Raw genomic sequence first — 22357 nt, 5'->3', positions numbered from 1 at the left:
AGGTAGGCACTCCCGCCGTTTTAGGCCTGAAAAATAAAAATTGCCCGAAAACCACGGTCTAGAAACCATACCCGATCCGGATGCCGGAGCTCACTTTCTGGCGCTCCTGGAAACCCGTCACGAAATCGACCCGGAACACCTTGAACAGGTGCTCCAACCCCACGCCCACCTCCAGGTAATGGCCGGCGGCATCGGTGTGGAGGTAGTTCAGGCTGCCCACTTCCTGCCATTTCAGCTTGCGGATAAGCGGGATTTTGTTCAGGATGAAGCCGTTAAAATGGTGGCTGTAGTGGGCTTCGATGTAGGTTTTCTGGGTGCTGTAGCGGTAATAATCCAGGAGCTGGAATCCGCTGAAATCGCCGGACAGAATGGTGCGGTTGCCCGAGAAATGCCGGAAATCCATGAAGTACAGCTGCTTTTTGCGCCAGAACGTGCCCACACTAACCGAGTAGTCACTGGTTCCTACCAGCCCCAGTTGCAACTCATCGCTCACGCCCAGCGAGACAAAATCATAGTTTACATCGCTGCCCAACACATTGGCGATTCCCTTCCGATAATTCAGGTTAAACGTAGGCCACTTGGACCCCAGGTTGATCTTGCGGTCTGGGTGCGAGATGTACTCCGCGCCGGGCCGGTAAGAAAGCGACAGGGCCGCGGTGAGCGCCTGGTGCCGGGGGAAAGCGGTAGACGCGACCTCGGCGTTTTGGGGCTCGTTTGGCGTAAACACCCTGGAATCGCGGTCGCGCAACACGAAATCGGTGGTGTTGAAAAGCATCTCGCGCTGGGCGTAATCTACCATAAACGTGGCCGCCAAGCCGTTTACCAGTTCGCGGTTATGCCACAGGCGCAGGTAGTTCCGTTGGTAGAGTTTCTCGTAGTTTTCCTTAAATAGCAGCGTGTACACGGTGTTCACGAAGGGCGTGATCGGCTCGGCCGCGTTGAATTGACTGACGAACCGGCCTCCCTCAAACCCCACGGCGCGGCGCTTGAGCAGATCATAGGTGTAGGTGCCCTGCAGTTTGGCCTGCGCTTTCTCGTTGCTGAACCCGTAGCGCAGCGTAGGCGCGATGTAGAAGCTGCGACGGTCTTCAAACTGTTTGGTGTAGCCAACGCGCAGGTTAGCCACCAGACCTTCCACGGTGTTGTACTGCCAGATGCGGGTGATGGGCTCAATGCTGAAACGGGTGCGCTCAAACGTGTTCCGGTACGAGTAGCCCGACAGCAGCAGCCCCGTCACGCTAAATTTGTTGTTCTTCCGGTCCAGTGAGTCTTTGTAGGGCTTGGATTCCTTGATGACCTGCAGGCTGTCTTTGGTGTGGTAATCCACCACCTCTTCCTCGGTGAGGGGTACGGGCCGCATCTCGGCCCAATAAGCGCTGTCACGGGTGTTGGCTTCCTGTTCAATGAGCAGCACCTCCTTCTTCTTGAAGTACTCGGCATCGGGGACGCCGTTGGTTGGGGGAGCATCGCGCTGGGCGCGGCGTTCTTTTCGGGTGGGCTTGGCTTTGGGCTGGGCCGCCACAATGGGAGGGCTCACGGCCGGGGCCGCAATCTCGGGGGCTACCGGCGTAGGCACGGGCGCTTGCTTCACGAACGAGGCGGGTTTTACGCGGTATTTGCTGTAAACGGCCGTAAAATAGCCGTTGCCCTTGAAGCCGTAACCCTCCACGTCAAAGGTGAATTTCTGCGATTGCAACACCCACACGTTGCCCGCCGCAGGCGTGAACTGCTGCGTGATGCGCAGGGTATCTACAAACTCAATCTGCTGGTCTTTGGTCACGTACAGATTCAGGCTTTGCAGCCGCCAGGAACCGTCCACGATGTACAGGTAGCCGGTGACCACCGGATCGCTTTTGCGTTTGGGGATGACTTTGATGCGGTGGATGAGGTGGCCGTTGTTCTGGCTGCTGCCCATCAGCTCGTACTTGTAGAAGAACATGGCGTTGTTGGCCAGCGGCGAGACAAAGCCGCGCTCGTTCACGCCTTTGGCCTTCACCAGGTTCTGGTAGAAGTTGACGTTGAACTCGGAGGCTTGGTTGAAGCTGAAGGCCCGGCTGTTGCCGCTCACTTTGGAGGAGATCATCCGCTCGCGGTACTTGCCGGGCTGCATGAAATTCAGCTCCGAGACCGACTCTGACAGGTACAGAATTCCCGGTTTAAGCCCGGCCGGCACTTTCATAATGCCCAGCACGCGCTTGGGAACGTTGATGAGCCGCTGCAGCCCTTTCACGTATACCTGGGCCGTGTACGCCTGCACTTCCTTCAGGTGATAATCACGCCGGGCGATGACCTGCTCCATGATGCCATAGGCCGGGTTCTTGCCACTGAGGCTCACCCGCACCTCGTTCAGGTTGTAGACATCGGGGAGCAGCTGCGCGTTGAGCACCAGCGGAGTGGGCTTTTCCTCGTCGGGCACGTCAATCGTCTTGGTCTGGGTTTTATAGCCCACGTACTGAAACACCACCGTGTGCTGCCCGGGCTCTACGCTGAACTGGTAATTGCCTTGCTCGTTGGTGGTGGACCCTACGGTGGAGCCCTGCAAATACACCGTCGCGAAGGCCAGGCCAGCTCCCTTCTCATCGGTCACTTTCCCTTTCAGGATGCCCGCCTGGGCGCAGAGGGTCAGGAGGCAGAGCCAGCCGCACAGCAAAAAGGCACGTTTACCGGACTTCAGGGGAAACAGACGCTTGAACAAGGAAAGCATGGGCGAAGGGTTTGACGTCATAACGAAACAGGCTTCCGTTAGCACTTACACATATTCAAAAAACTTTATATTTAAACCTGATGCCACCCTTTCCGGCAGCAGCCCAAGTCTTTTAAAGGTAAGGAGAAGATGTGGAAGGATGCAAAAGCCATTGGCCGTTTTGGGCCGGTTTCACAGAAAAGATGCCTAAAACGGTCAGGAGGTTGCTTGAGCCGCCTCTTGTTTCCGCAACTTCCTGCTATACTGCATGTTCAGCACCACGCCCAGGAGCACCAACGCGATGCCCAGATACGAATACAGGTGAAACGTCTCCCCGAAGAACACAAACCCCAGCCCCAGCGCGTACAGAATACCAATGTAGTTGAGGCTGGCCACCCGCGCCAGTTTCTCTACCTGGTACGACCGCGTCATGAAGTACTGGCCCAACTGCGTGAGAATACCGGTCAGGCCCAGCCACAGCCAGTCATTTCCGCGCAGCGGTACCCAATCAAAGAAGCAGAAGACAAGGGAAAGCGGCAGCGAGACCAGTGGAAAGTAAAAGACAATCACCAGCGGATGCTCGGTCTCGCTCAGCTTCCGGACGGAATTATACGCCACACCCGAGAGAAACGCACTGCCAATGCCAATGAGCAGGTAATACAGCGAGATGCGCGTGTCTACGCCCTCAATCACCAGCACGCCCGAGAACGACACCAGGAAAAACACCCACTGCCACGGCGCCACTTTCTCTTTGGCAATGAACACGCCCAGCAAAGCCGTAAAGATGGGCGCTAGGTACTGGATAGTCACTGCTCCCGCCAGCGGAATGTTCTGCAGCGTGGTATAGAACATGAGCAGCGAAAAGCCACCGGCCAGGCCGCGCATCACCAGAATAGGTTTGCGGTTGCCCCACGGCGAGACGTTCGCCTGCCGGATCATGCCATAACTTAACAGCAGCGAGATGATAGACCGGAACAGCACCACTTCCATGGGCGGCAGATGCGACAGAAACTTGACGCACACGTTCATCAGCGCGAAAAAGAACGTGGAAAGCAGCATGAACTGAACCCCTTTGGTCATGGCGGGAAGCGGATAAGAAATGAGGCCGCAAAGGTCGGGCTTTTTAGGTTAGCAAGCGCACCTGCCGCCAGATTTCCCGCCCAGACAGCCCCTCAGAGCAAACTGTTTTTGCGTATTTTGGTTTATAGAAGAGACCTGCATCGGCAATTCACTTAATCCAGAAATCCGTGTTCCAGCCAAAGAAAAAGAGAGTCTACACCAAGAAGGAGGCCCTGCCAAAGATTGCCGCGTACTGCGCCTACCAGGAGCGCACCCAGAATGAGGTACGCGCCAAACTGCTGGACTACGGCCTGGACCTGGAAGAAGCCGATGACCTGGTGATTCTGCTCACGCAGGAAAAACTGCTGGACGAGGAACGCTATGCCCAAGCCTTCGTGCGGGGCAAGTACGGCCTCAAGCGCTGGGGCCGCCGCAAAATTCAGCTGGGCCTCAAAGCCAAAGGCCTCTCGGAGTACTGCATCCGGAAGGGAATGCAAGAGATTGATCCCGATGTCTACTGGGAGAACCTGCTGCACCTGCTGGAAAAGAAAAACGCTACCGAAGGCGAACGCAACCCCCTGGCCCGCCGCCAGAAAATCCAGTACTTCCTGCAAAGCAAAGGCTATGAACTGGACCTCATCCAGGATGCCTGGCGGGAACTGGGTTTGTAGATGGGCAGATGTGAAGATGTGGAAATTTGGAGATGTGAAGATTTGGGAATGTGCTATTTCCTAATGTGCTGATGTGCTATTTCTCTAAATTGGGAATTTGAAGAAGCGGCTATGTTGTGAAAGGGGCTTTGGGGCTGTTTTCTAAAAAGAACCTCAAAACTACCTAAACATTTCTGGCGCGAGACTCCAGTCTCGTGACTTAGGATGCAGCGAGTCTCCAGACTCGCTAGGAATCATCGCTTTCCTCCCGCTGTTTCTACATGTTTTTCCTCTTTCAATATGGCGTGGATTTACTTCCGTGACTTTATGGTTTGGCAAGTTCTGGAACTAACTTCCGCGCCATCGCAGGCTTTAATCAGCTTTATTATCCCTGTCTACCTCCACGAGTACGCACTAGCACACTCGCTCATCCGCACATCTACAAATTTTCACATCTACAGAGAATCAGCGTTTCTTTGGCACCGGCGGAGGCGCGATGATCTGGCGCGGCATGAGGTACACTTTGCGGCCGGTCATGTTCTCCAGCATGGGCTTCAGGATTTTCTCCGCATTCACGGAGGTTTGCTGGAGAATGCCGCTGTTCAAGGCTGCCTGCTTCACATTTTCCTCGGCGTATTTGTAGCCCTCGTCTACTAGATCAGCATCCCGGAAATACGTGTTCTCCTTGCTGAAAACCTTGGATTGCGTGTGGTCTATGCGGTAGTAACAAATCTCGGGAGCAGGCAAGCTCACGTGCAGCACGGAGTCGCCGATGAATTGCACATCGGTTGCCTGCAACTTCTGCAGGTCAATGCAGCCCACGGCCTCTCCGCCCACAATCAGCGCCACTTTGGAATCAGGTAGAAACTTGGAGACTTCTTTTTTGTACTCCACCACGTCTTTGAAGTTGAAGCGCACCAGCTCCAGCTTGCCCATTTCCTCGATCTTGGTGAGAATGGTGTTGTGTGTCACTTCCACCGCCGGTTCTTTCTCCGGATTGAGGAAATTACGCACCGGCGCCAGCAGGAAGCGCCAGGCCAAACCCGCCAAAATCAAAACCAGGAGCCACGGAACGAGCTTACGAAGAATATAGAGGAGTCGCATGTAGTAAAGGTAGTTCTAGCCCTTTATATGCGAAAACCGCACCGAAAGTTATTCTCGCCAGTTTTGACCTGTTTTCAGAAATCCGGATTGAAAACGTGACTTTCGTGCCTTCCTATAGAATCTGTATCTTTGGAATCTTTCAGAGGATTTTTCCATGAACAAATCAACAGGCGTGAAGGCGCTGCTCGTACTTGGTTGGCTGTTGCTGCAGATGATGCTGTATCAGCACCATGGCGTGAGGATAGTGTATGACAGTCATCGGTTCATCCTTTTCACCAGTGAAATTCTGGCGGACCAGCCCGTCACGTACCCACAAGTCTGGCGCTACCTGGGTTATCCGCTCCTTCTTTTCCCTTTCTTCAAAGCTGGGCTGGCCCTCAGCTATGTGGTCTGGGCACAAATGGCCGTATCTGGGGTAGCGGCAATTGCTCTTTACAAAGCTGCTAAGCAAATCACCGGTAAAGAAGGACTGGCCTTGCTTACCGTTTCCCTCTTCGCCTTCAACCCAGATTTACAGGCCTGGAACTGCTACATTCTCACAGACTCTTTGTTCACCAGCCTTTTGACCATTACGCTTTCCCTGGCACTGTTGCCCAAGACCCGCCTTCTCTGGATAGGGTTTGTTCTGGCAATCAGCTGGACTACTTTGGCTCGCCCTAATGGTTTTATCATCCTACTAGCCTTGACTGCTTACTTTGTCGTTCTATACAAACCTTTTTCCAAATTCAACAAGTGGGCCATAGGCCTAACCACCATGCTGTTGCTCCTGGGGTTGTATTTGGCCCTGGACAAATTCATGCTGAAGGCTTTCACCTTGATGATTCCCTATGAAAGGGGGGATCTGATCTATGGTTATTTTGAATTTGTTCTCACCGATTTTCACCAACCCCAGATTCCCTCTTCTTCTCTTACTCCTTTAGGGCAGGTTCTTTGGTTTATTTGGGTGAATCCCATTTACTTCTTAGCAATGGCCCTGTTGAAAGGCCTCTTCTTCTTGATTCACGTCAAACCCTTTTACTCGCTTGCCCATAACCTAGCCATTCTGGCATATCTTCTCCCCATCTATGCGTTCGCTTGGATAGGATGGAAACGCGGACAGCTTTCTGCCTCAAATAAGGCGCTGCTGTTAACTCCGGTTCTACTGCAGGTAGGCATCACCATGCTTACCATTGAAGATTGGGACGGACGCTGGTTGTATCCGGCTTTACCTTGTTTTCTTCTTTTAGCGGGCGCAGGTATCAGTTCCAGGCTTTCACCTTCACCAAAGCTGCCCAACCTTGCCAGATAGACCTTTCTTCACCTACACAGCTTCCTCACTGAGGCCCACTTATCTGAGGCTAATCCCGGTATTGGCTTGGGGAATTCTCCAGTATTTCCTCTATTGTAAACTAGGTGTCAAGGTCACGGCTGATGCCGCATTCCGGTTTCTGCCTTATGCAAGAGACATCGCCACTGATTTCCATTTCGGTATGGGGCAGGACATCCGCTACGCGGGTTACACTTCCATTCTGGCGGTCTTCCTAAAAGCCAATGCTCCTCTTTTTTACCTGGTAGCCTTCCAAGCGGTGCTTTCCCTGGTGGCCTTGGTGCTGATCCAAAGGATTGTAGAAACTTTAACCAACAGCCACTTATGTGCCTTTGTTGCGGCGCTGTTAGTGGCCACGTGTCAGGATATTCAGCAATGGAACTACTATGTCCTCACGGAATCGGTTTTCACCAGTGCTATGGTCTTTTGTTTCGCGGTCCTCATCCTGTGCAAGAACCGCATCCTGCAGCTATTGTCACTCCCACTTTGGCTCTTTACTTCCATGATCAGGCCGAATGGCTTTATCATGATTGCCGCGGCTCTTCTTTACTTCTTCCAGCTTTACTATCCCAAGATGCCTGCAAGCACCCGCCGGAAGATGTGGTATGCGGCTGGGGCTAGCTTTGTCCTACTTTTGGCACTCATCAATCAACTACTAGGCCTTTCACCCTCGTTGAAGCGTATGCGCGCGGAGAAATAATTTACGGCACCGCCTTCTCAAGCCTTACCCCAGCCGGCTCTTCCATCTACCGGATCTTACCGCCCGACAACCTCCAGATGCCTCCCCCAGATGCTCCTGCTCTACAGAAACTGCTTCTCTTTTTCTGGTATAATTCCGTCTTCTTCCTAAAACTGGCGCTAGTAAAAGGTGCCGTGTTCATTGCTTTTGCAAAACCGCATTTTTCCAAAGCGCATAACCTGTTCATTCTTTTAACGGTGTACCCTTGCTATCTTTTGGCCTACCAAACCCTCAGGAACTGCAAGTTACAACCCATCGTTTTCACCCTTTTTTCCATTATCGGGCTACAAACCCTGATGATCATGTTTACTGTTGAAGACTGGGATTGCCGGTTTACGGCTCCTATCCTTCCCTTCCTCTTTATATTGGGGGCTTTAGGATTAAAAGAAGCACTACAAGCACGGTTCCCGGTTTGGGACAGAGTAGATACACAGAGAAACTAAATGAGAAAGTCGAGGGTCAACCCATACCGCTGCGCGTACCCGGCCCAGCCTTGCTGCCCTCCCGTATGCACCGCCACTACTTTAGTGCCAACCGGAAAGTAGTCTTGCCGGATGAGGTCAAACACGCCATGGAGCATTTTGCCGGTGTATACCGGGTCCAGCAGAATAGCGTGCTTTTGGTAAAACTGCCGGATAAACGTGAGCAATTCCGGAGTGTGTTTGGCGTACCCGCCGAAGTGGTAGCCGGTTTGCAGTTCCCAGTTGGTGTAGGTCTGTCCGGTGTAAGCCTGCACGAGCTCTGTTACCTCCTTCGCCAGGAACTCCCCTCCTTTCAGGGCCGGAAAACCGATGATCTTGCCTTTTCCAGCTGCGCCGGCTACTATTCCGGCCAGGGTTCCGCCGGTGCCGGCGGCGACGCAGAGCACATCCCACGGCTCTTGGATTCCAGTCACAATCTCCGTGCAGCCTTTCACGGCTAGCAGGTTGGTTCCGCCCTCGGGTAGTAAGTAGGGTTTTGGGGCTGTTTTCAGGATTTCGGCGTGAAACCGGGCCTCCGCGCGGAGGCGGTACTCAGCGCGGGAAAGATAGCGGAGGTGCATGCCGCAGTCTGTAGCAAACTGCAAAGTGGGGTTCAAAGGCCGCGTTTCCTCGCCCCGGATGTAGCCGATGGTGGCGAAGCCGAACTCTTTGCCGGCCACCGCCACGGCCGCAATGTGGTTCGAGAAAGCGCCGCCGAAGGTCACCAGCGTCTCGGCTCCTTGCGCCCGGGCGGCCTGCAGGTTGTAGTGGAGTTTGCGCCACTTGTTGCCCGGAATGCCAGGGTGCAGCAGATCCTCGCGCAGCACTGCCACCTCAACGCCTTTTTGGGTGAGCAGCGGGTCTTGGAGGATTTGCAAGGGAGATACTTCGGGCACGGGTAGAACTAAGATTTCGCCAGACTCAGAATCCGGAAGGCGCCGCGGATGACCAGCAGGAACACCAGAACCCCAATCACCAGATCAGGCATGGGCGACTGGGTGAAATAGACCAGCCCCCCGGCCATGATGACGCCCAGGTTGGCGATGACATCGTTGGAGGTGAAGATCATGCTGGCTTTCATGTGGGCTCCTTTGCTTTGCGATTTCTGCAGCAGGTACAAAGAAACAGAATTCCCGATCAGGGCAAAAGCAGAAACGCCCACCATGGTCCAGAAATCGGGGAGGGTCTCAGAGCTCAGGAACCGGCGCACCACTTCGGCGAAGCCCAGCACAGCCAAGCCCAACTGCAGGTAGCCGCTCATTTTGGCAATGTTCTTCTGGCGCGCCAACGTGCTGCCCACGGCCCATAGACTGAGGCCATACACCAGGGCATCGGCGAGCATGTCCAGCGAATCCGCAATTAATCCCATGGAGTTGGCCAGAAAACCCGCCGTGATTTCCAGCAGGAAGAAAGCCGCGTTGATGCCCAGCACCAGCAGCAGGAGTTTGCGTTCGTCTCCGGCCGAGGCCGATGGCGTTCTTTCTGCTTTGTCTGAGTATTCGGTGTTGAGCAGCCGGGCCCCCAGCCCCAGGGTAGACAGCGTGGCGGAGATGGGCCGCACCTCCCCGCTATGCCAGATGTCTACTTGCCGGGCCGCCAGGTCAAAGGCCAGCCGGTTCACCGATGGCTGCCCCTGTAGCTTCATCCTGACCATCTGCTCCTCAGCGGCGCAATCCATCTGCGCGATATAGAAGGTTGATTTCTGCATAGGCTTTATAACGGCTGGCTGGGCCAGAGCAATATAGCCGAGGGCAAAAAAAGAAGCTGCCGTTTTGAGGCTGTTTCTGTTAAAACAGCCTCAAAACGGCAGCTTCCCGAAAGAGGACGAATTAAACCGCCGCCGGTCTGTTCCGGCGGAAACCGTACACCACGGCACCCACCAAACCAGCCATCAAGAGCAGGGAGGAAACCAGCGCAACGGTGTTGCCCAGGCTGTACTCCTTCGGTTCAAACTTGAACTCCACGGAATGGTTACCGGCGGGCATGTTCATGGCGCGCAGGATGTAGTTTACCCGGAAATGGTCTACCGGTTTGCCATCAATGTAGGCTTGCCAGCCGTCTTTGTAGTAAATCTCGGAGAAAACCACCGGACCCGGCTGGGCCGCGTTGGCCACGTATTTCAGGTAATTCGGCTGATACTCCACCAGGGTGATGATGGAACCCGCGGTGCGGTACGTCTGCGGCTTGATGTCCGGGAACTTGGAAACGTCAACAATGGCCTCGTGCTTCGCGTCAATGCCTTTGAGCGCGGCCAGTTCCTCGTCTGGGGAGTTCACCGCCCTGATCTCGTCTACGTACCAGGCGTTGCCCAGATACCCCGGAATCAACTGCACCGGTTGTTCGGCCTGACCCGTGATGGCGTACTTGGTGTTAAGCATGTTCAGCACCTGGATGTTGCCCTGCGCGATGTGCTGCTCAATGACATCCTGGTAGCGGCGCAGCTTGGCCCCGTGGTACCCGCCAATGGATTTATGGAAGTAGGAAGTACGGGCATCGCCGAAGGGATTGGGCACGTTGTACACTCGGAAGCTCAGTTGCTTGTCTTGCAGAATGGCTAAGTCAGCGGGCGTGGGCTGGAAGTACGTACGGCTGTAGTCTTTCTGGAAATCGTCGTTGTTGAGGTAACGCTTGTCTACGGTCCAGAGGTCCACCAAAATCAACAAGCCAATCACGGCGATAGCCATGAACGAGGTCACTTTCCGGTTGATGTAGAGATACAGGGTACCGGCGGCCAGCACAATGAAGATAAGCGAACGCAGGGCATCGCCCCGCAGCATAGACGCTCTATCGGCCCGGATGGCCTCCAGCGGATACTGGTATTGGGCCAACTGCTCGTCTACCGCTCCTACGTAATCAAAGGTTCCGCTGAATACCACTAGCAGCAGGCAGAGTCCGCCCGTGATGCCCAGCGCAGTGAAGAGTTTCTTCTGGAGGTTCTCAACGGGTTCGTTCTGGAGCACGCGGCACAAAGCCAGCACCGCCAGCAGCACCATGGTCACCTGCGCAATCACCAGCGCCATGCTCACCGCCCTGAACTTGTTGTAGCCCGGGAAGAAGTCAAACATGAAGTAGTTGAACGCCTCAAAGTTCTTTCCCCAGCTCAGGAAGAAAGACAAGATGGTGGCGCTCAAGAGCCAGATCCAGAGGCGGCGCGGGGTCACCAGCAAGCCCAGCACAAACAGGAAGCAGATAATAGCGCCCATGTACACCGGCCCACCCACAAACGACTGATCGCCCCAGTAGAACGGCATGGTGGCGTTCTGCAACTGTGACTCGGGTACGCCGCCCTGCACCAACTGCTTGTAGGTCTCCGAGTCTTTCTCCAATGGCCCCTGTGAGGCCCCGCCGTAGAAATTAGGGATCAGCAGGGTCATGGTCTCGCCCACGCCGTAGCTCCACTGGAAGGCATAGTCGCGGTCTAAGCCGGACCCTATCTCCGAAGCGTCTTTGCCCTGAGTCAGTTCAGAAGCGCCCCGGATGGAATATTTGCCGTACTCGGCGGTGGTGTAGATACGTCCGAAACTCACGCCCGCGGCCAGCGCGGCCCCGATGGCCAGGATTAAAGTCCGTTTAAAGAAATCTGCCACGCGGCCTTCCTTGGCCCAGGTTACCAGCTCCACAAGGCCAAAGATGAGCACGATGAACAGCAGGTAATAGGTGATCTGCAAGTGGTTCATGCGGATGTGCATGGTCAACCCGAAGGCGAACAGCGCGGCTCCCAGCCACAGGTTCTTGCGGTACGCGTACCAGAGCCCGCCCAGCACCAGCGGCAGGTAGGCAATGGCCAAGGATTTGGTGTTGTGCCCGGCTTCCAGAATGGCGAAGTTATAGGACACAAACGCGTACGCCACCGCTCCTACGGCCGCCAACATCGGCCGCAGGCCAAAGATGAGGAACATGATATAGGCGCACACCAGCGTGATGAAGATGTTAGAAGCCACCAGCGGCAAACCGGCAGTGAAAAGCGAGTGCACGTACTGGAACAAATCTCCGGAGAACTGCACGCTGATGAGGTAGGCGGGCATGCCGCTGAACATGGAGTTGGTCCAGAGAGCTTCGTCGCCGGTTTTCTCCCGGAAATCGGCTATCTCTTTGGCGCCGCCCTGGAACTGCACCACGTCGTGCTGCATGAGGGTTTTGCCGTCAAAGAAAATGGGCGAGAAATACGCTACTACCAGCAGCAGGAAAAACAGAAGCACCAGCAGGTGCGGCAACACGTGGCGGTTGAAATCGATTTTAGAAGAGGCCATGGTGAGGAATTGCAATAAAAAAGCCCGATGCGTTAGGCATCGGGCTTGAAAGATACTCAGTTTATTTCACTTCTTCATAATCTACGTACTCGCCGCCGGGGAAGTCTTTGCGCGGTCGCTTGTCATCGGGCACGTACTCTACCCGCACTTTGCCGCCACCTCCCGTCGCCTGGCTTCGGGTTTGGCCCTGCGCCTGCTGGTAACGGGGCTGCTGGTGCGGCTGCCCCTGGAAGGAGGCGTACTCCTGGGCCTTGCGCATCTGCTTCTGGACAAACGTTTTAAGAAGAAAGCGGATGATGTACGGCATGAGGTACCGCATCAAAAACATCACCGCCAGCATGATCAAAAAGAATTTCACTAGGCGTATGGGTTTGGTTTAAAGTAAAAGTCGCCGCCCTGGTACTGGTCTATCTCCTGCGGGCTACAGGCAGATAACGTCTGTTTGGCTGTTAACGTGTACACGCCGTACCCTAAACCGGCCATGATCTCTACCACGGCCCGGCGGTTTTCAGCGCCGTTCAGCTCTGTCTGAATCAACGGTCTGAACTTCTTTATAGTTTCCTGCAGGTGGGCAAACACCTGGTGTTCATAGCCTTCCACGTCGCATTTGATAAAGTCCAGGCGGTCCAGATCGGCGAATAACTCATCGGGCACGCGCATTTCCACCTGGTAGGTTTGGGCGTATTCTTCTTTCGCCGAGCTCGCGATTTTGGTCATGCCGTGGTGCACCAGGCCGTCGCGCATGGGCGTGCCCATCTCAATGGTGGTGTTCTCTCCACCCAAGGCATACGGCAGTAGCGTGAGGTTGTCTACCCCGCTGGCCCGCACATTGTCTTGCCAGATGCGCCCGAACAGCGGCACCGGCTCCACGGCCAGCACTTTGCCATTGGGCCCGGCCAGCCTGGACAGGAACGTGGAATAATAGCCCAGATTCGCGCCGATGTCTATACAGGTAGCCCCCGGACGGATGATTTTGCGCAGGAAGAACAGCTCTGGGTACTTTTCACGGCCCCGGCCCGAGCCCACCATGATGATGTACATCCGGCTGACCAGACGCAGATAGCCCTCAAACCCGAGCGCCTTGACCAATATTTTGCGGAGAAGTTTCACGCGGTAAAGTTCAGGAATCTGGGGGGAGAAAACAAAGGGGTGCGTTTTGGGGGTGTTTTGGGGAAAGGGGGTGAGAAAGATGGAAGCACATCAAAAATATCTTTGCTTTTACCTATATTTACCTTACTGAATTTAATAAAACAAATAATGACAAAAATTTTCTTATCCCATAGCAGCAAACAGAAAGGTTATGTCGAAGTTATTGCCAATAGATTAGGAAAAGCTCATATTGTATATGATGCGTGGACTTTTGAAGCCGGAAACAAAACGCTCGATGAGATTTATCAAGGAATTGACTCTAGCGGAATCTTTGTTTATTTTATTTCTAATGAATCTTTAGAAAGCATATGGGTTGAAAAAGAAATTAATAAAGCAGAAGAATACCTCAAAAATGGAAATCTTAAAAAGTTCTTACCTATACTTATAGATCAAAATATAAAACACTCAGACAACAGAATACCCCAATGGATAAAAGATGAATACAATATTAAATACATTTCAAAACCCACTAAAACCAGTGACCTTATCAAACAAGCTCTACGGCTTGTAAGTTGGGATCTTTACCCAAAGAGGAAACAAGCAGATCAACTATTCATTGGAAGAACTCAGCAAATAAAACAATACGAGGAGAGAATTTATAATTTTGATTTACCAACCCCTTCAAGTATAATTATTAGCGGACTAAATTCAATCGGAAGAAGAAAATTCATTAAACACGTTTTAGTAAATTCTAATAAAATAAGGGCTCATTATGCTCCACACTCTATTTATCTAGACAGCCGAAGTTCAATCGAAGACTTAATCATTAAATTATATGGTCTTGGATATTCCCAGCATTCCAAGAATTTAATTGAGAACCTTTCCATAAAAACGATATCAGAAAAGATAAATATTGTTACCGAGTTAATTAAAGAGCTTAACAGCAATAACGAGATTGTCTTTATTATAGACAACTTGGCTATTGTTAATAGAGAGGGATATCTTGTTGATTGGTTCTTACCAATCAATGAAGTTTTAAACAGTCTAGATGCACTAACAATGTGTATCATTAGCCAATCAAGAACAAGAGCAAGAAATCTTTTAAAAACCCCCTCTATTTTTGCAATTGAGATTCCAGAGCTTGAACCATACGAGCGTAAAGCATTTTTTAAATCTTTGCTTGACATTGAAGGAATAAAGCTTAACCAAGAAGACTTCAAGATTATATCTAACCAGTTTTCAGGATTCCCTGAACAAATTATTTACACTTCATCATTATTAATACATGAAGGCAAGGACTATGTTATTAATAATCCACACGAAGTAATTGAATATAACACTGAAAAAGTAGCGAAGATTATCCGTAATCATGAAAGCAATCAATTAGCTCTGCAAATATTAAAGATTTTATCAGAATCAGAATTCTTAAGTTTTAATATTCTTGAAAGCATTTTAAAAGAAGATTTTAACGATGCTAAAAGTTTAATAACACAATTTAGCAACGAATTCATAATTGAATATCTAGGAAACACAAAGGAATACTTAAGGTTAAATGATTCTGTAAAAGATTATATCCAAAGACTAGGCTATAAGCTTATTGAGAAATATAGCTCTAACTTACAACTACATGCTCAAAAAGCATTTGAAGATTACGATATAGTTGACCGGGATATCTCAGACTATGTTATATCATTCAAAGAAGCATTAAAGTTTGGCTATCAAGTTCCAAAAGAACTTTTGATTCCCTCGCATTATGTCAATGCAATGAGAGAACTTTACAATTATGATAGGAGATACAAAGATGTCATTGTTCTTGCAGATAGAATCCTTCAAAATGAAGACTATCTAGATGCAAGAATCATTAAAGAAATCCGTTACTGGCTTTGTCTTTCATTAATTAGACGGAGAGATAGAAGGCTTTTAGAAGAAGTCCAAAAAGTTGATGGGGCCGATCACAACTTCCTTCTGGGGTTTTATTACAGGATAATAGGAAGAAATGAAGATGCTATTCAAAGATTCAATAAAGTTTTAGAAGATGCTCCAAACTTTTATAGAGCAAAACGTGAACTTGTCCAAGTATATCTCAATACGGAGCAATACGAAGAAGCATTTGCGTTAGCTCGTGACAACTATTATCTTGATAAAAATAATCCTTACAACCTTCAAAGTTACTTTAGATGTCTTATCAAGCTTGAAGGTGCCAAACAAAAGGAAGAATTGAATAACCTACTAAATGGACTAGAAAAGAACCCTCACGAGAAGGCACGCGAAATGTATATGACCGCTCAAGCACAATATTATGCATTTGCAGAAAACAATGACGCAAGTGCTTTAAGAATTACTGATGACGCAATTGCATCATTCCCAAAAAACATCTATCCATATTTAACTAAACTTGAGTTATTAAAAAGAAATTCAAACTTAGAAGAAATGAAAAAAACTATAAGTGAAATTGAATCAAAATACGATAGCGACTCAGACATATTCTCTAAACTACCTTACCTTTCTTGCAAATGCATAATTCTAATACATAATGGTCAGAAAGAGCATGCCTTACGAATAATCAACAAAGAAATAAAACCAAACTTCTCAAATACCATTTACCAAAATATTTTAGCCACAATTGGGTAAACTACTTCTAAACAATACCTTGTATAACTTTATAAAACTATTTTCTTGCATTGCAATTCCTAATTTTCTAACCAGAAAGCCTAAGCTCTTTAGACTGATATTATTATCTTAATACATAGTGAGCTTATTATGAAAAAAGTCCTCTACCTCCTACTGGCCTTTACTTTTTCCTCTGCCTCCGCGCAGCAGGCAACCACCGCTACTTCCGGCAACTATCCCGCCCCCATCAACTTCACCGCCGAGCAGGACCATCAGCAGATGATGAAGCAGTTGGGCATCAAGGCGCTTCGGCCGGGTCCTAGCGGCGATGCGAAAGCACCCAATGCGGCCAATTATGACGAAACCAAGGCCAACCCTAACCCTAACCTGCCGGAGCTGCTCACCCTTAAAAACGGCAAGAAGGTGACCACGCCCGCCCAGTGGTGGAACCAGCGGCGGCCCGAGATAGTGGAGGAGTTTGAGCGGGAGATTTACGGCCGAATTCCGAAAAACGTGCCTAAAGTGACGTGGAAGACGCTGATCTCTGAGCGGGAGATGGTGGGCTGGATTCCGGTGAACGCGAAGCAACTGGTGGGTAAGGTAGACAATAGCCAGTACCCGTTGCTGGAGGTGAACATCAACATGACGGTGGTCACGCCCGCCAACGCCAAAGGCCCGGTGCCGGTCTTGATGATGTTCAGCCGCAGCGCGCTGCCTGCTCCGGCGCAGCCACCCAAAGAAAGCGTGGAGAAGATCAACGCCGCTTTCAAGAAACTACTGGTAGAACAAGATCCATCGCTCAAAGCGGTGTTTGAGCAGTACCCGGCTTATACGCCCATTGTAGCGGCCATGCCTTCCTTCGGTCCGCCGCCCGCCGGCGACCTGCCGCCTACCCACCAGTTACTGGCCGCCGGGTGGGGCTATGTCTTGATTGAACCCGGCAGCATCCAGGCCGATAACGGGGCGGGGCTGACCAAAGGCATTATTGGCCTGGTGAACAAGGGCCAGACCCGGAAACCCGATGACTGGGGAGCCTTACGCGCCTGGGCCTGGGGAGCCTCCCGTGGCCTAGACTACCTGGAGACTGACCCCATGGTAGATGCCAAACGGGTGGGCATAGAAGGCGTATCGCGGTTCGGGAAAGCGGCTTTGGTGGCGCAGGCGTTTGACCAGCGCTTTGCCGTGGGCCTCATCGGCTCCTCCGGCGAGGGTGGGGCCAAGCTGCACCGCCGCAACTTCGGCGAAGCCGTGGAAAGCCTCACTAGCAGCGGCGAATACCACTGGATGGCGGGCAACTTCCTCAAATACGGAGCCTCTGATGCTACTTTCGGCGCTAAAACGGCCAATGACATTCCCGTAGACGCGCACCAACTCATTGCCTTGTGCGCGCCGCGTCCTACGTTCATCAGTTACGGCATTCCGGAGCAGGGCGATGCCAAATGGCTGGACCAGCAGGGCAGCTACATGGCTACCTTAGCGGCCGGACCGGTGTTCAAACTGCTGGGCGCGCGCGATCTTGGGGTAGGAAATGACTACAAAACGGCCAAAATGCCCGGCGTGAACGTGAGTTTACTAGACGGCGAACTGGCCTGGCGTCAGCACGACGGCGGCCACACCGATGCTCCCAACTTTAAGTTCTTCATTCCCTGGGCCGATAAAATGCTGAAGCAAAAAACTTCTGCGGGAGGACAGGCTGGTAAGTAAGTGACTGGACAAAGTAAATTCCCAAAATTATCCTTCTAAAAGGATCTTGTAGGCGAGCGAAGTGCTAAGACATCAATAAACCTATCTTCTTTTTCATGTCATCCTGGAAGGATCTTGGTGGCGAACGGCAGTTGCGCTAAAAAACGGCTTTCCAGTTCGCCCACAAGATCCTTTCAGGATGACAAAAGGAGATGATGTGCTCACAAAAGGAGGTGGTGTATCGATGAAATAAGTGGTATATAGACAAAATGGAATATTGCGTTTTATTTCTGTCTCAGTAGTAGCTCCTGGACTTTTCTGTCTTTGCAAATGAGCTGCGGCACCTCTTCCTGTTTTCCGTTTTAAGGCTACTTTCCGGAAAACGGCCCCAAAACGGATTAGAATACTTCCGCTATTTTGCCCTGGCATGTAGCGAGATTTTCTCCCGATGCCTTATCTTTATAGTCCATTTTCGCGTTGGCAGTTTCAGGTATGGCATTTCTCAAAATCAACTTTTCCCTTTTTAGATGTCTGGTAGCATCGGTTTTCTGTGTGTTCCTGCTCGGTTGTGAAAAATCAGGGAAAAAGAACAAGCTGTGGGGCGCCGATGACGAAACCAAAGAGGAAATTGCCATTCCAGCCTCGTTTACCGCTGACAGCGTCAAGAAACTGACGCACCAACTAGATTCCGTTTTCAGGCACTTTCACAAAAAACGGGGCTTTAACGGCACCGTGCTGGTCACCAAATACGACCAGGTCATCTACAAAAACGCCTTCGGGCTCGCCGATTTTTACAAGAAAGACTCGCTCACCGTAGAGACCGCTTTCCAGTTGGCCTCGGTGTCTAAGCAGTTCACGGCCATGGCCATCATGATGCTGAAGGAAGACGAGAAGCTCAGCTATGATGACAGTGTGCAGCAGTACATCCCTGAGTTTCCGTACCACGGCATCACCATCCGGCAGCTGCTGACCCACCAGAGCGGCCTTTCCAATTACACCTATTTCAGCGACAAGCTGTGGCCCAACCGCAACCAGAACCTCACCAACGAGGATGTCATCAAACTGATGGTGGCGCACCGTCCGCAACCATACTATCCGCCTAACACGCACTTTGACTACAGCAACACCGGCTACAGCCTTTTGGCCTCCATTGTGGAAAAGGTATCGGAAACGCCTTTCGCCACGTTCCTGCGTGAGCGCATCTTTGAGCCGCTGGAGATGAAACACACCTTCACCTACAGCCCCGATGTAGCCACGCTCACCGGCAAGATCGCCACGGGCCACACCCGCTATCGCCAGAAACGCACCACCGACTACCTGGACACCGTACTGGGCGACAAAGGCATTTACTCTACCGTAGAAGACCTCTACAAATGGGACCAAGCGCTCTACACTCAGAAACTGGTGAGCAAAGAAACCCTGCACGAAGCGTTTACCGGCGCAATTCTGAAAAAGAAGAAAAACCAGGAAGAGGACTATGGCTTCGGCTGGCGCATCCGTCCGCTGGACAATGGCGATACGGCCGTGTACCACGGCGGTTTGTGGCACGGCTTCTCTACCTACCTGCTCAGAAACCCCAAAGAGCACAGCGCGCTCATCATCCTCAGCAACCTGCCCAACGGCAGCTTCAGTTACCTGCAGGAACTCCGCAAGTTCCTGTACCCCGCCCATCCAGATAGCACGGCTAAATCGCAAGGGCCAAAGATGGCAACAAGGAGCCGGAGATAGGATTCTGGCCAACGGCTGATACCCCGTCCTCCTTCACCGCCTTCCCGCTTTGCGGAAAAGTCTTTGTATGCTTCTGTTTTTCAGCTATCTTCATAAAAACACACCTAAAACAGAACATGCTGGACATTGTCATAGAAGCCCGAAAAGCCTCCCTGGCCCCCGGAATGGATGTGCGCCGGATTCTGCCTTTCCGCCAACGCCGCATGGTGGGCCCTTTCATTTTCATGGACCACGCCGGTCCGGTAGACCTGCAGCCGCCCTTGATTACCAATCTGGACGTATTGCCGCATCCGCACATTGGTTTGTCTACGGTCAGTTACCTGTTTGGCGGCCAGGTCATGCACCGCGACAGTCTGGGCGTGGAGCAGATCATCCGCCCCGGCGAGGTGAACTGGATGACGGCGGGCAGCGGCATTGCCCACTCAGAACGTTTTGAAGACCCGGCCACTTTGGCGGGCGGAGAGTTGGAAATGATTCAGACCTGGGTGGCCCTACCCGAGAAAGACGAGGAAGCCGCCCCCGCCTTCGACAACTACAAACCTGAACAACTTCCTATTTACACCGATGCCGGTGTCTGGATGCGCCTGATTGCTGGCGATGCCTATGGTCTGCGAAACGGCGTCAAAACGCACTCCCCGCTCTTCTACCTGCACGTGGTGCTGGACCAGGGCGCCCGCTTCGGGTTACCCAAAGAGCATCCGGAGCGGGGCATTTACGTGGCCAAAGGAAGCGTGGAAGTCTCCGGCCGCACCTATTCCGCGGGCCAGATGCTTGTGTTCACCAAAGGCGTGGATCCTATCATTCTGGCCAAAGAGCCCACCACCCTCATGCTGCTGGGCGGCGAACCGCTGGGCGAACGCTTCATCTGGTGGAATTTCGTCTCCAGCCGGAAAGAGCGCATTGAACAAGCCAAAGCCGACTGGAAAGAAGGCCGCATCCTGTTGCCGCCCACGGATAACCAAGAATACGTACCGCTCCCCGAAGACAAATCACGGCCCGCCGGTAGCCCTTCGCCGCAGGCGCTTTCCTGAGGGAGAAGCCGCTTTTTTGCTGCCCAGGAGATTATCTGTGAAATTAAAGGAAAGCGATTCAGGTCCACTTTCAGAAAAACAGCTTTAAAACAAAACAGACGCAGGCAAAAGCCTGCGTCTGTTTTGTTTTAAAGCTTCTGCCGTTGTTGGTATTATCACCACCAACTACTACCTAATTCAGTCCAAGGCAATTTTGAGAAGGTAGCCAATAGGGTGGTTGGTGATAACACCAACAATGGCACTGAATTACCGGTGCTACCATAAAAGAGATTCAGTCCTACTTTCAGGAAAACGGTCCTAAACAGGAAGACGCAGGCTTTCACCCGCGTCTTCCTGAAAAGCATTCCTGAAGCAGATTCCTTACAGCACCAGCGTAGCGATGGAGTGCGGCAGGCTCTTGGCATCGGCGGCTTTGCCGTTGATCCAGAGCTTGTAGTCCAGCGGTTTGTCGGTGGTGTTGAGCACGATCACGGCTACCTTTCCGTCTGGGTTCAGGAAGGCGGTGGTTTGCAGGGCATCGCGGTTAGAGGAACTGATGATGCGCTTGGCCCCCGGCTTCACGAACTTGGAGAAATGGCCCAGGTAGTAGTAGCTGTTGGTGTAGTGCACCTTGCCGGTGCGGGTGTCGGCGTGGATGGGCGCGAAGCAGAAGTTGCCCACGTGGTTGGGGCCACCTTTCTCGTCCAGCACCATGTTCCAATCGGTCCAGGCCACGGTGCCGGCGTTGAAGTCGTTTACCATGGAGTAACCGTAGCGCTCGCCCAAAGACCAGTCGTTGATCCGGTTAAAATCGAACTTCTCGATGCAACCTTCGGTGAAGATAAGGTTGGTCTCCGGGAAGGTCTCTTTCACTTTCCGAAGGTTATCAAACAGCATGTCGGAGCCGGTCCAGGTCTCGTACCAGTGGTACCCGATGCCCCACACGTACTTGGCGGCCTCGGGATCGTTCAAGACGGTGCTGGCGCGTTGGTAGATGAGGTCGCGGTTGTGGTCCCAGGCAATCAGCTTTTTGTCTTTCATGCCGCTTTTGTGCAGCGTTGGTCCCAGATACTCCTTGATGAAATCGCGTTCTTCCTCGCCGGTGAAGATGCAGGATTCCCAAGTTTGCTTCGCCATGGGTTCGTTCTGCACACTCAAGCCCCAGATAGGAATACCCGCCTGCTCATACGCGTTGATGAACTTGATGTAATAGTTCGCCCAGTTCTGACGATACTCGGGCAGCAGTTTCCCGCCCTTCAACATGGTTTTGGTGTCTTTCATGAAGGCGGGTGGGCTCCAGGGGCTCACGTACATGGTCAGTTTTCCGCCGGCGGCCGTAATGGCTTGCTTGATAAACGGAATACGGTACTGCTCGTCGTGCTTCACGCTGAAGGTCTTCAGGTCTTTGTCGCCCTCTTCTATGTAGGTGTAAGAGCCGCTGGCGAAGTCACTGCTGTGGATGGTGGTTCTACCCAGCGTGTACCCGATGCCGTTGGTAGGGTCATAGTACGCCTTCATGATCTCCTGCTGCTTGTCCTTCGGTATTCTGGCGAAGGTCTCCGCAGTGGCATCGGTGATGGCTCCGCCGATGCCCACCATCGTCTGGAACGTCTTGTTCGGGTCCACGAACACGCAGACCTGCGTCTCCAACGGCTGCCCGAAGTCCTGGAACCGCAGCGTTCCGTTCTGCGACAGGCGCAGATCGGTGTCTTTAGCCGTGGTGTAGACCGTCACGCTTCGGTTGTCTACCTGAAAGTTGTTGCTGCTGCTTTTGCTTTGGCTGGTTTTGATCTGCGAGCAGGAAACGGCGAGGCCCGCTGCCAGCAGGGTGAAAGATGCAAGGGAATGTATTTTCTTCATTTCTGTCAATGAATGATTGGAGTGATTGAATAATGGAGAGCAGGAGCGAAAAGCGGCTTCTTGCTCTCTGAAGTAACGCTGTTTTGGGCATCCTTTCCTTAAAACGGCCCCAAAACAGAACGATG

17 protein-coding genes are annotated in these 22357 nt (G+C 52.1%); 8 read left to right on the top strand and 9 right to left on the bottom strand.

Features of this window, described 5'->3' with window-relative positions; genetic code table 11:
- Positions 1-58 precede the first annotated feature (58 nt).
- Together H7U12_RS13900 and H7U12_RS13895 are read right to left on the bottom strand one after the other, a co-directional pair.
- The gene (locus tag H7U12_RS13900) at positions 59-2725 is read right to left on the bottom strand and encodes a DUF5686 and carboxypeptidase regulatory-like domain-containing protein (protein WP_241749376.1); all 2667 of its coding nucleotides are present in this window, start codon (positions 2723-2725) and stop codon (positions 59-61) included.
- Positions 2726-2899: 174 nt separating this feature from the next.
- Positions 2900-3763, bottom strand: coding sequence for a DMT family transporter (locus H7U12_RS13895; RefSeq protein WP_241749374.1), 864 nt, complete (start codon positions 3761-3763; stop codon positions 2900-2902).
- 167 nt (positions 3764-3930) lie between these two features.
- On the opposite strand from H7U12_RS13895, the gene H7U12_RS13890 reads away from it, so the two are divergent.
- On the top strand, positions 3931-4413 hold the full coding sequence (locus H7U12_RS13890) for a regulatory protein RecX (protein WP_186638961.1): 483 nt from the start codon (positions 3931-3933) through the stop codon (positions 4411-4413).
- 444 nt (positions 4414-4857) lie between these two features.
- On the opposite strand, the gene H7U12_RS13885 is transcribed toward H7U12_RS13890, so the two are convergent.
- The gene (locus H7U12_RS13885; RefSeq protein WP_186638959.1) at positions 4858-5496 is read right to left on the bottom strand and encodes a DUF4230 domain-containing protein; all 639 of its coding nucleotides are present in this window, start codon (positions 5494-5496) and stop codon (positions 4858-4860) included.
- 154 nt (positions 5497-5650) lie between these two features.
- Here H7U12_RS13885 and H7U12_RS13880 point away from each other — a divergent pair, with 154 nt between their 5' ends.
- The 3 genes from H7U12_RS13880 to H7U12_RS13870 all read left to right on the top strand — a co-directional run bounded on the left by H7U12_RS13880 (position 5651) and on the right by H7U12_RS13870 (position 7984).
- Positions 5651-6784, top strand: coding sequence for a hypothetical protein (locus tag H7U12_RS13880; protein WP_186638956.1), 1134 nt, complete (start codon positions 5651-5653; stop codon positions 6782-6784).
- A gap of 61 nt (positions 6785-6845) precedes the next feature.
- The gene (locus tag H7U12_RS13875) at positions 6846-7502 is read left to right on the top strand and encodes a hypothetical protein (protein ID WP_206683929.1); all 657 of its coding nucleotides are present in this window, start codon (positions 6846-6848) and stop codon (positions 7500-7502) included.
- Positions 7503-7579: 77 nt separating this feature from the next.
- Entirely contained in the window at positions 7580-7984 is a 405-nt protein-coding gene (locus tag H7U12_RS13870) for a hypothetical protein (protein ID WP_186638952.1), read from the top strand.
- Here the strand turns inward: H7U12_RS13870 and H7U12_RS13865 are convergent.
- From H7U12_RS13865 to H7U12_RS13845, 5 genes are all read right to left on the bottom strand, one after another.
- Positions 7981-8880 (bottom strand): 1-aminocyclopropane-1-carboxylate deaminase/D-cysteine desulfhydrase, encoded by a 900-nt coding sequence (locus H7U12_RS13865; RefSeq protein ID WP_194362546.1) that lies wholly within the window; start codon positions 8878-8880, stop codon positions 7981-7983. The two genes, H7U12_RS13870 and H7U12_RS13865, sit on opposite strands and share 4 nt — an antisense overlap.
- A 26-nt stretch (positions 8881-8906) precedes the next feature.
- Positions 8907-9710, bottom strand: coding sequence for a cation transporter (locus H7U12_RS13860; RefSeq protein WP_186638946.1), 804 nt, complete (start codon positions 9708-9710; stop codon positions 8907-8909).
- Positions 9711-9831: 121 nt separating this feature from the next.
- A complete protein-coding gene (locus H7U12_RS13855; RefSeq protein ID WP_241749372.1) occupies positions 9832-12267 on the bottom strand; it encodes a YfhO family protein in 2436 nt (811 codons plus the stop codon).
- Positions 12268-12313: 46 nt separating this feature from the next.
- Positions 12314-12610 (bottom strand): DUF4834 family protein, encoded by a 297-nt coding sequence (locus H7U12_RS13850; RefSeq protein ID WP_186638944.1) that lies wholly within the window; start codon positions 12608-12610, stop codon positions 12314-12316.
- Positions 12610-13362 carry an FkbM family methyltransferase gene (locus tag H7U12_RS13845; RefSeq protein WP_186638942.1) on the bottom strand — a complete coding sequence of 251 codons (753 nt, stop codon included), beginning with the start codon at positions 13360-13362 and terminating at the stop codon, positions 12610-12612. The genes H7U12_RS13850 and H7U12_RS13845 overlap by 1 nt, the downstream gene beginning before the upstream one ends.
- A gap of 147 nt (positions 13363-13509) precedes the next feature.
- Between H7U12_RS13845 and H7U12_RS13840 the strand changes: the two genes are divergently transcribed.
- The 4 genes from H7U12_RS13840 (at position 13510) to H7U12_RS13825 (ending at position 20393) form a co-directional block, all read left to right on the top strand.
- Positions 13510-15972 (top strand): TIR domain-containing protein, encoded by a 2463-nt coding sequence (locus tag H7U12_RS13840; RefSeq protein ID WP_186638940.1) that lies wholly within the window; start codon positions 13510-13512, stop codon positions 15970-15972.
- Between the two features lie 129 nt (positions 15973-16101).
- Positions 16102-17655, top strand: a complete 1554-nt coding sequence (locus H7U12_RS13835) for a glucuronyl esterase domain-containing protein (protein ID WP_186638937.1) — start codon at positions 16102-16104, stop codon at positions 17653-17655.
- A gap of 471 nt (positions 17656-18126) precedes the next feature.
- Complete coding sequence (locus tag H7U12_RS13830; RefSeq protein ID WP_186638935.1) at positions 18127-19362, top strand: serine hydrolase domain-containing protein; 1236 nt, start codon at positions 18127-18129, stop codon at positions 19360-19362.
- Positions 19363-19478: 116 nt separating this feature from the next.
- On the top strand, positions 19479-20393 hold the full coding sequence (locus H7U12_RS13825) for a pirin family protein (protein WP_186638933.1): 915 nt from the start codon (positions 19479-19481) through the stop codon (positions 20391-20393).
- A 360-nt stretch (positions 20394-20753) separates the two neighbouring features.
- On the opposite strand, the gene H7U12_RS13820 is transcribed toward H7U12_RS13825, so the two are convergent.
- Positions 20754-22232, bottom strand: a complete 1479-nt coding sequence (locus H7U12_RS13820; RefSeq protein ID WP_186638931.1) for a glycoside hydrolase family 30 protein — start codon at positions 22230-22232, stop codon at positions 20754-20756.
- Between the last annotated feature and the right edge of the window lie 125 nt (positions 22233-22357).

The sequence above is a fragment of the Rufibacter sediminis genome, assembly GCF_014269285.1.
GTDB classification, from domain to species: Bacteria; Bacteroidota; Bacteroidia; order Cytophagales; family Hymenobacteraceae; genus Nibribacter; species Nibribacter sediminis.
Note: the sequence above shows the minus strand (reverse complement) of the source record. Positions and strands in the feature narration are given on the sequence as shown.

Excerpts from the sequence above, each read along its gene's own strand:
- H7U12_RS13840 (WP_186638940.1), top strand. The coding sequence starts at position 13,510 with ATGACAAAAATTTTCTTATCCCATAGCAGCAAACAGAAAGGTTATGTC.
- H7U12_RS13860 (WP_186638946.1), bottom strand. The coding sequence starts at position 9,710 with ATGCAGAAATCAACCTTCTATATCGCGCAGATGGATTGCGCCGCTGAG.
- H7U12_RS13835 (WP_186638937.1), top strand. The coding sequence starts at position 16,102 with ATGAAAAAAGTCCTCTACCTCCTACTGGCCTTTACTTTTTCCTCTGCC.
- H7U12_RS13885 (WP_186638959.1), bottom strand. The coding sequence starts at position 5,496 with ATGCGACTCCTCTATATTCTTCGTAAGCTCGTTCCGTGGCTCCTGGTT.
- H7U12_RS13895 (WP_241749374.1), bottom strand. The coding sequence starts at position 3,763 with ATGACCAAAGGGGTTCAGTTCATGCTGCTTTCCACGTTCTTTTTCGCG.
- H7U12_RS13880 (WP_186638956.1), top strand. The coding sequence starts at position 5,651 with ATGAACAAATCAACAGGCGTGAAGGCGCTGCTCGTACTTGGTTGGCTG.
- H7U12_RS13870 (WP_186638952.1), top strand. The coding sequence starts at position 7,580 with ATGCCTCCCCCAGATGCTCCTGCTCTACAGAAACTGCTTCTCTTTTTC.
- H7U12_RS13830 (WP_186638935.1), top strand. The coding sequence starts at position 18,127 with ATGGCATTTCTCAAAATCAACTTTTCCCTTTTTAGATGTCTGGTAGCA.
- H7U12_RS13820 (WP_186638931.1), bottom strand. The coding sequence starts at position 22,232 with ATGAAGAAAATACATTCCCTTGCATCTTTCACCCTGCTGGCAGCGGGC.
- H7U12_RS13825 (WP_186638933.1), top strand. The coding sequence starts at position 19,479 with ATGCTGGACATTGTCATAGAAGCCCGAAAAGCCTCCCTGGCCCCCGGA.
- H7U12_RS13900 (WP_241749376.1), bottom strand. The coding sequence starts at position 2,725 with ATGACGTCAAACCCTTCGCCCATGCTTTCCTTGTTCAAGCGTCTGTTT.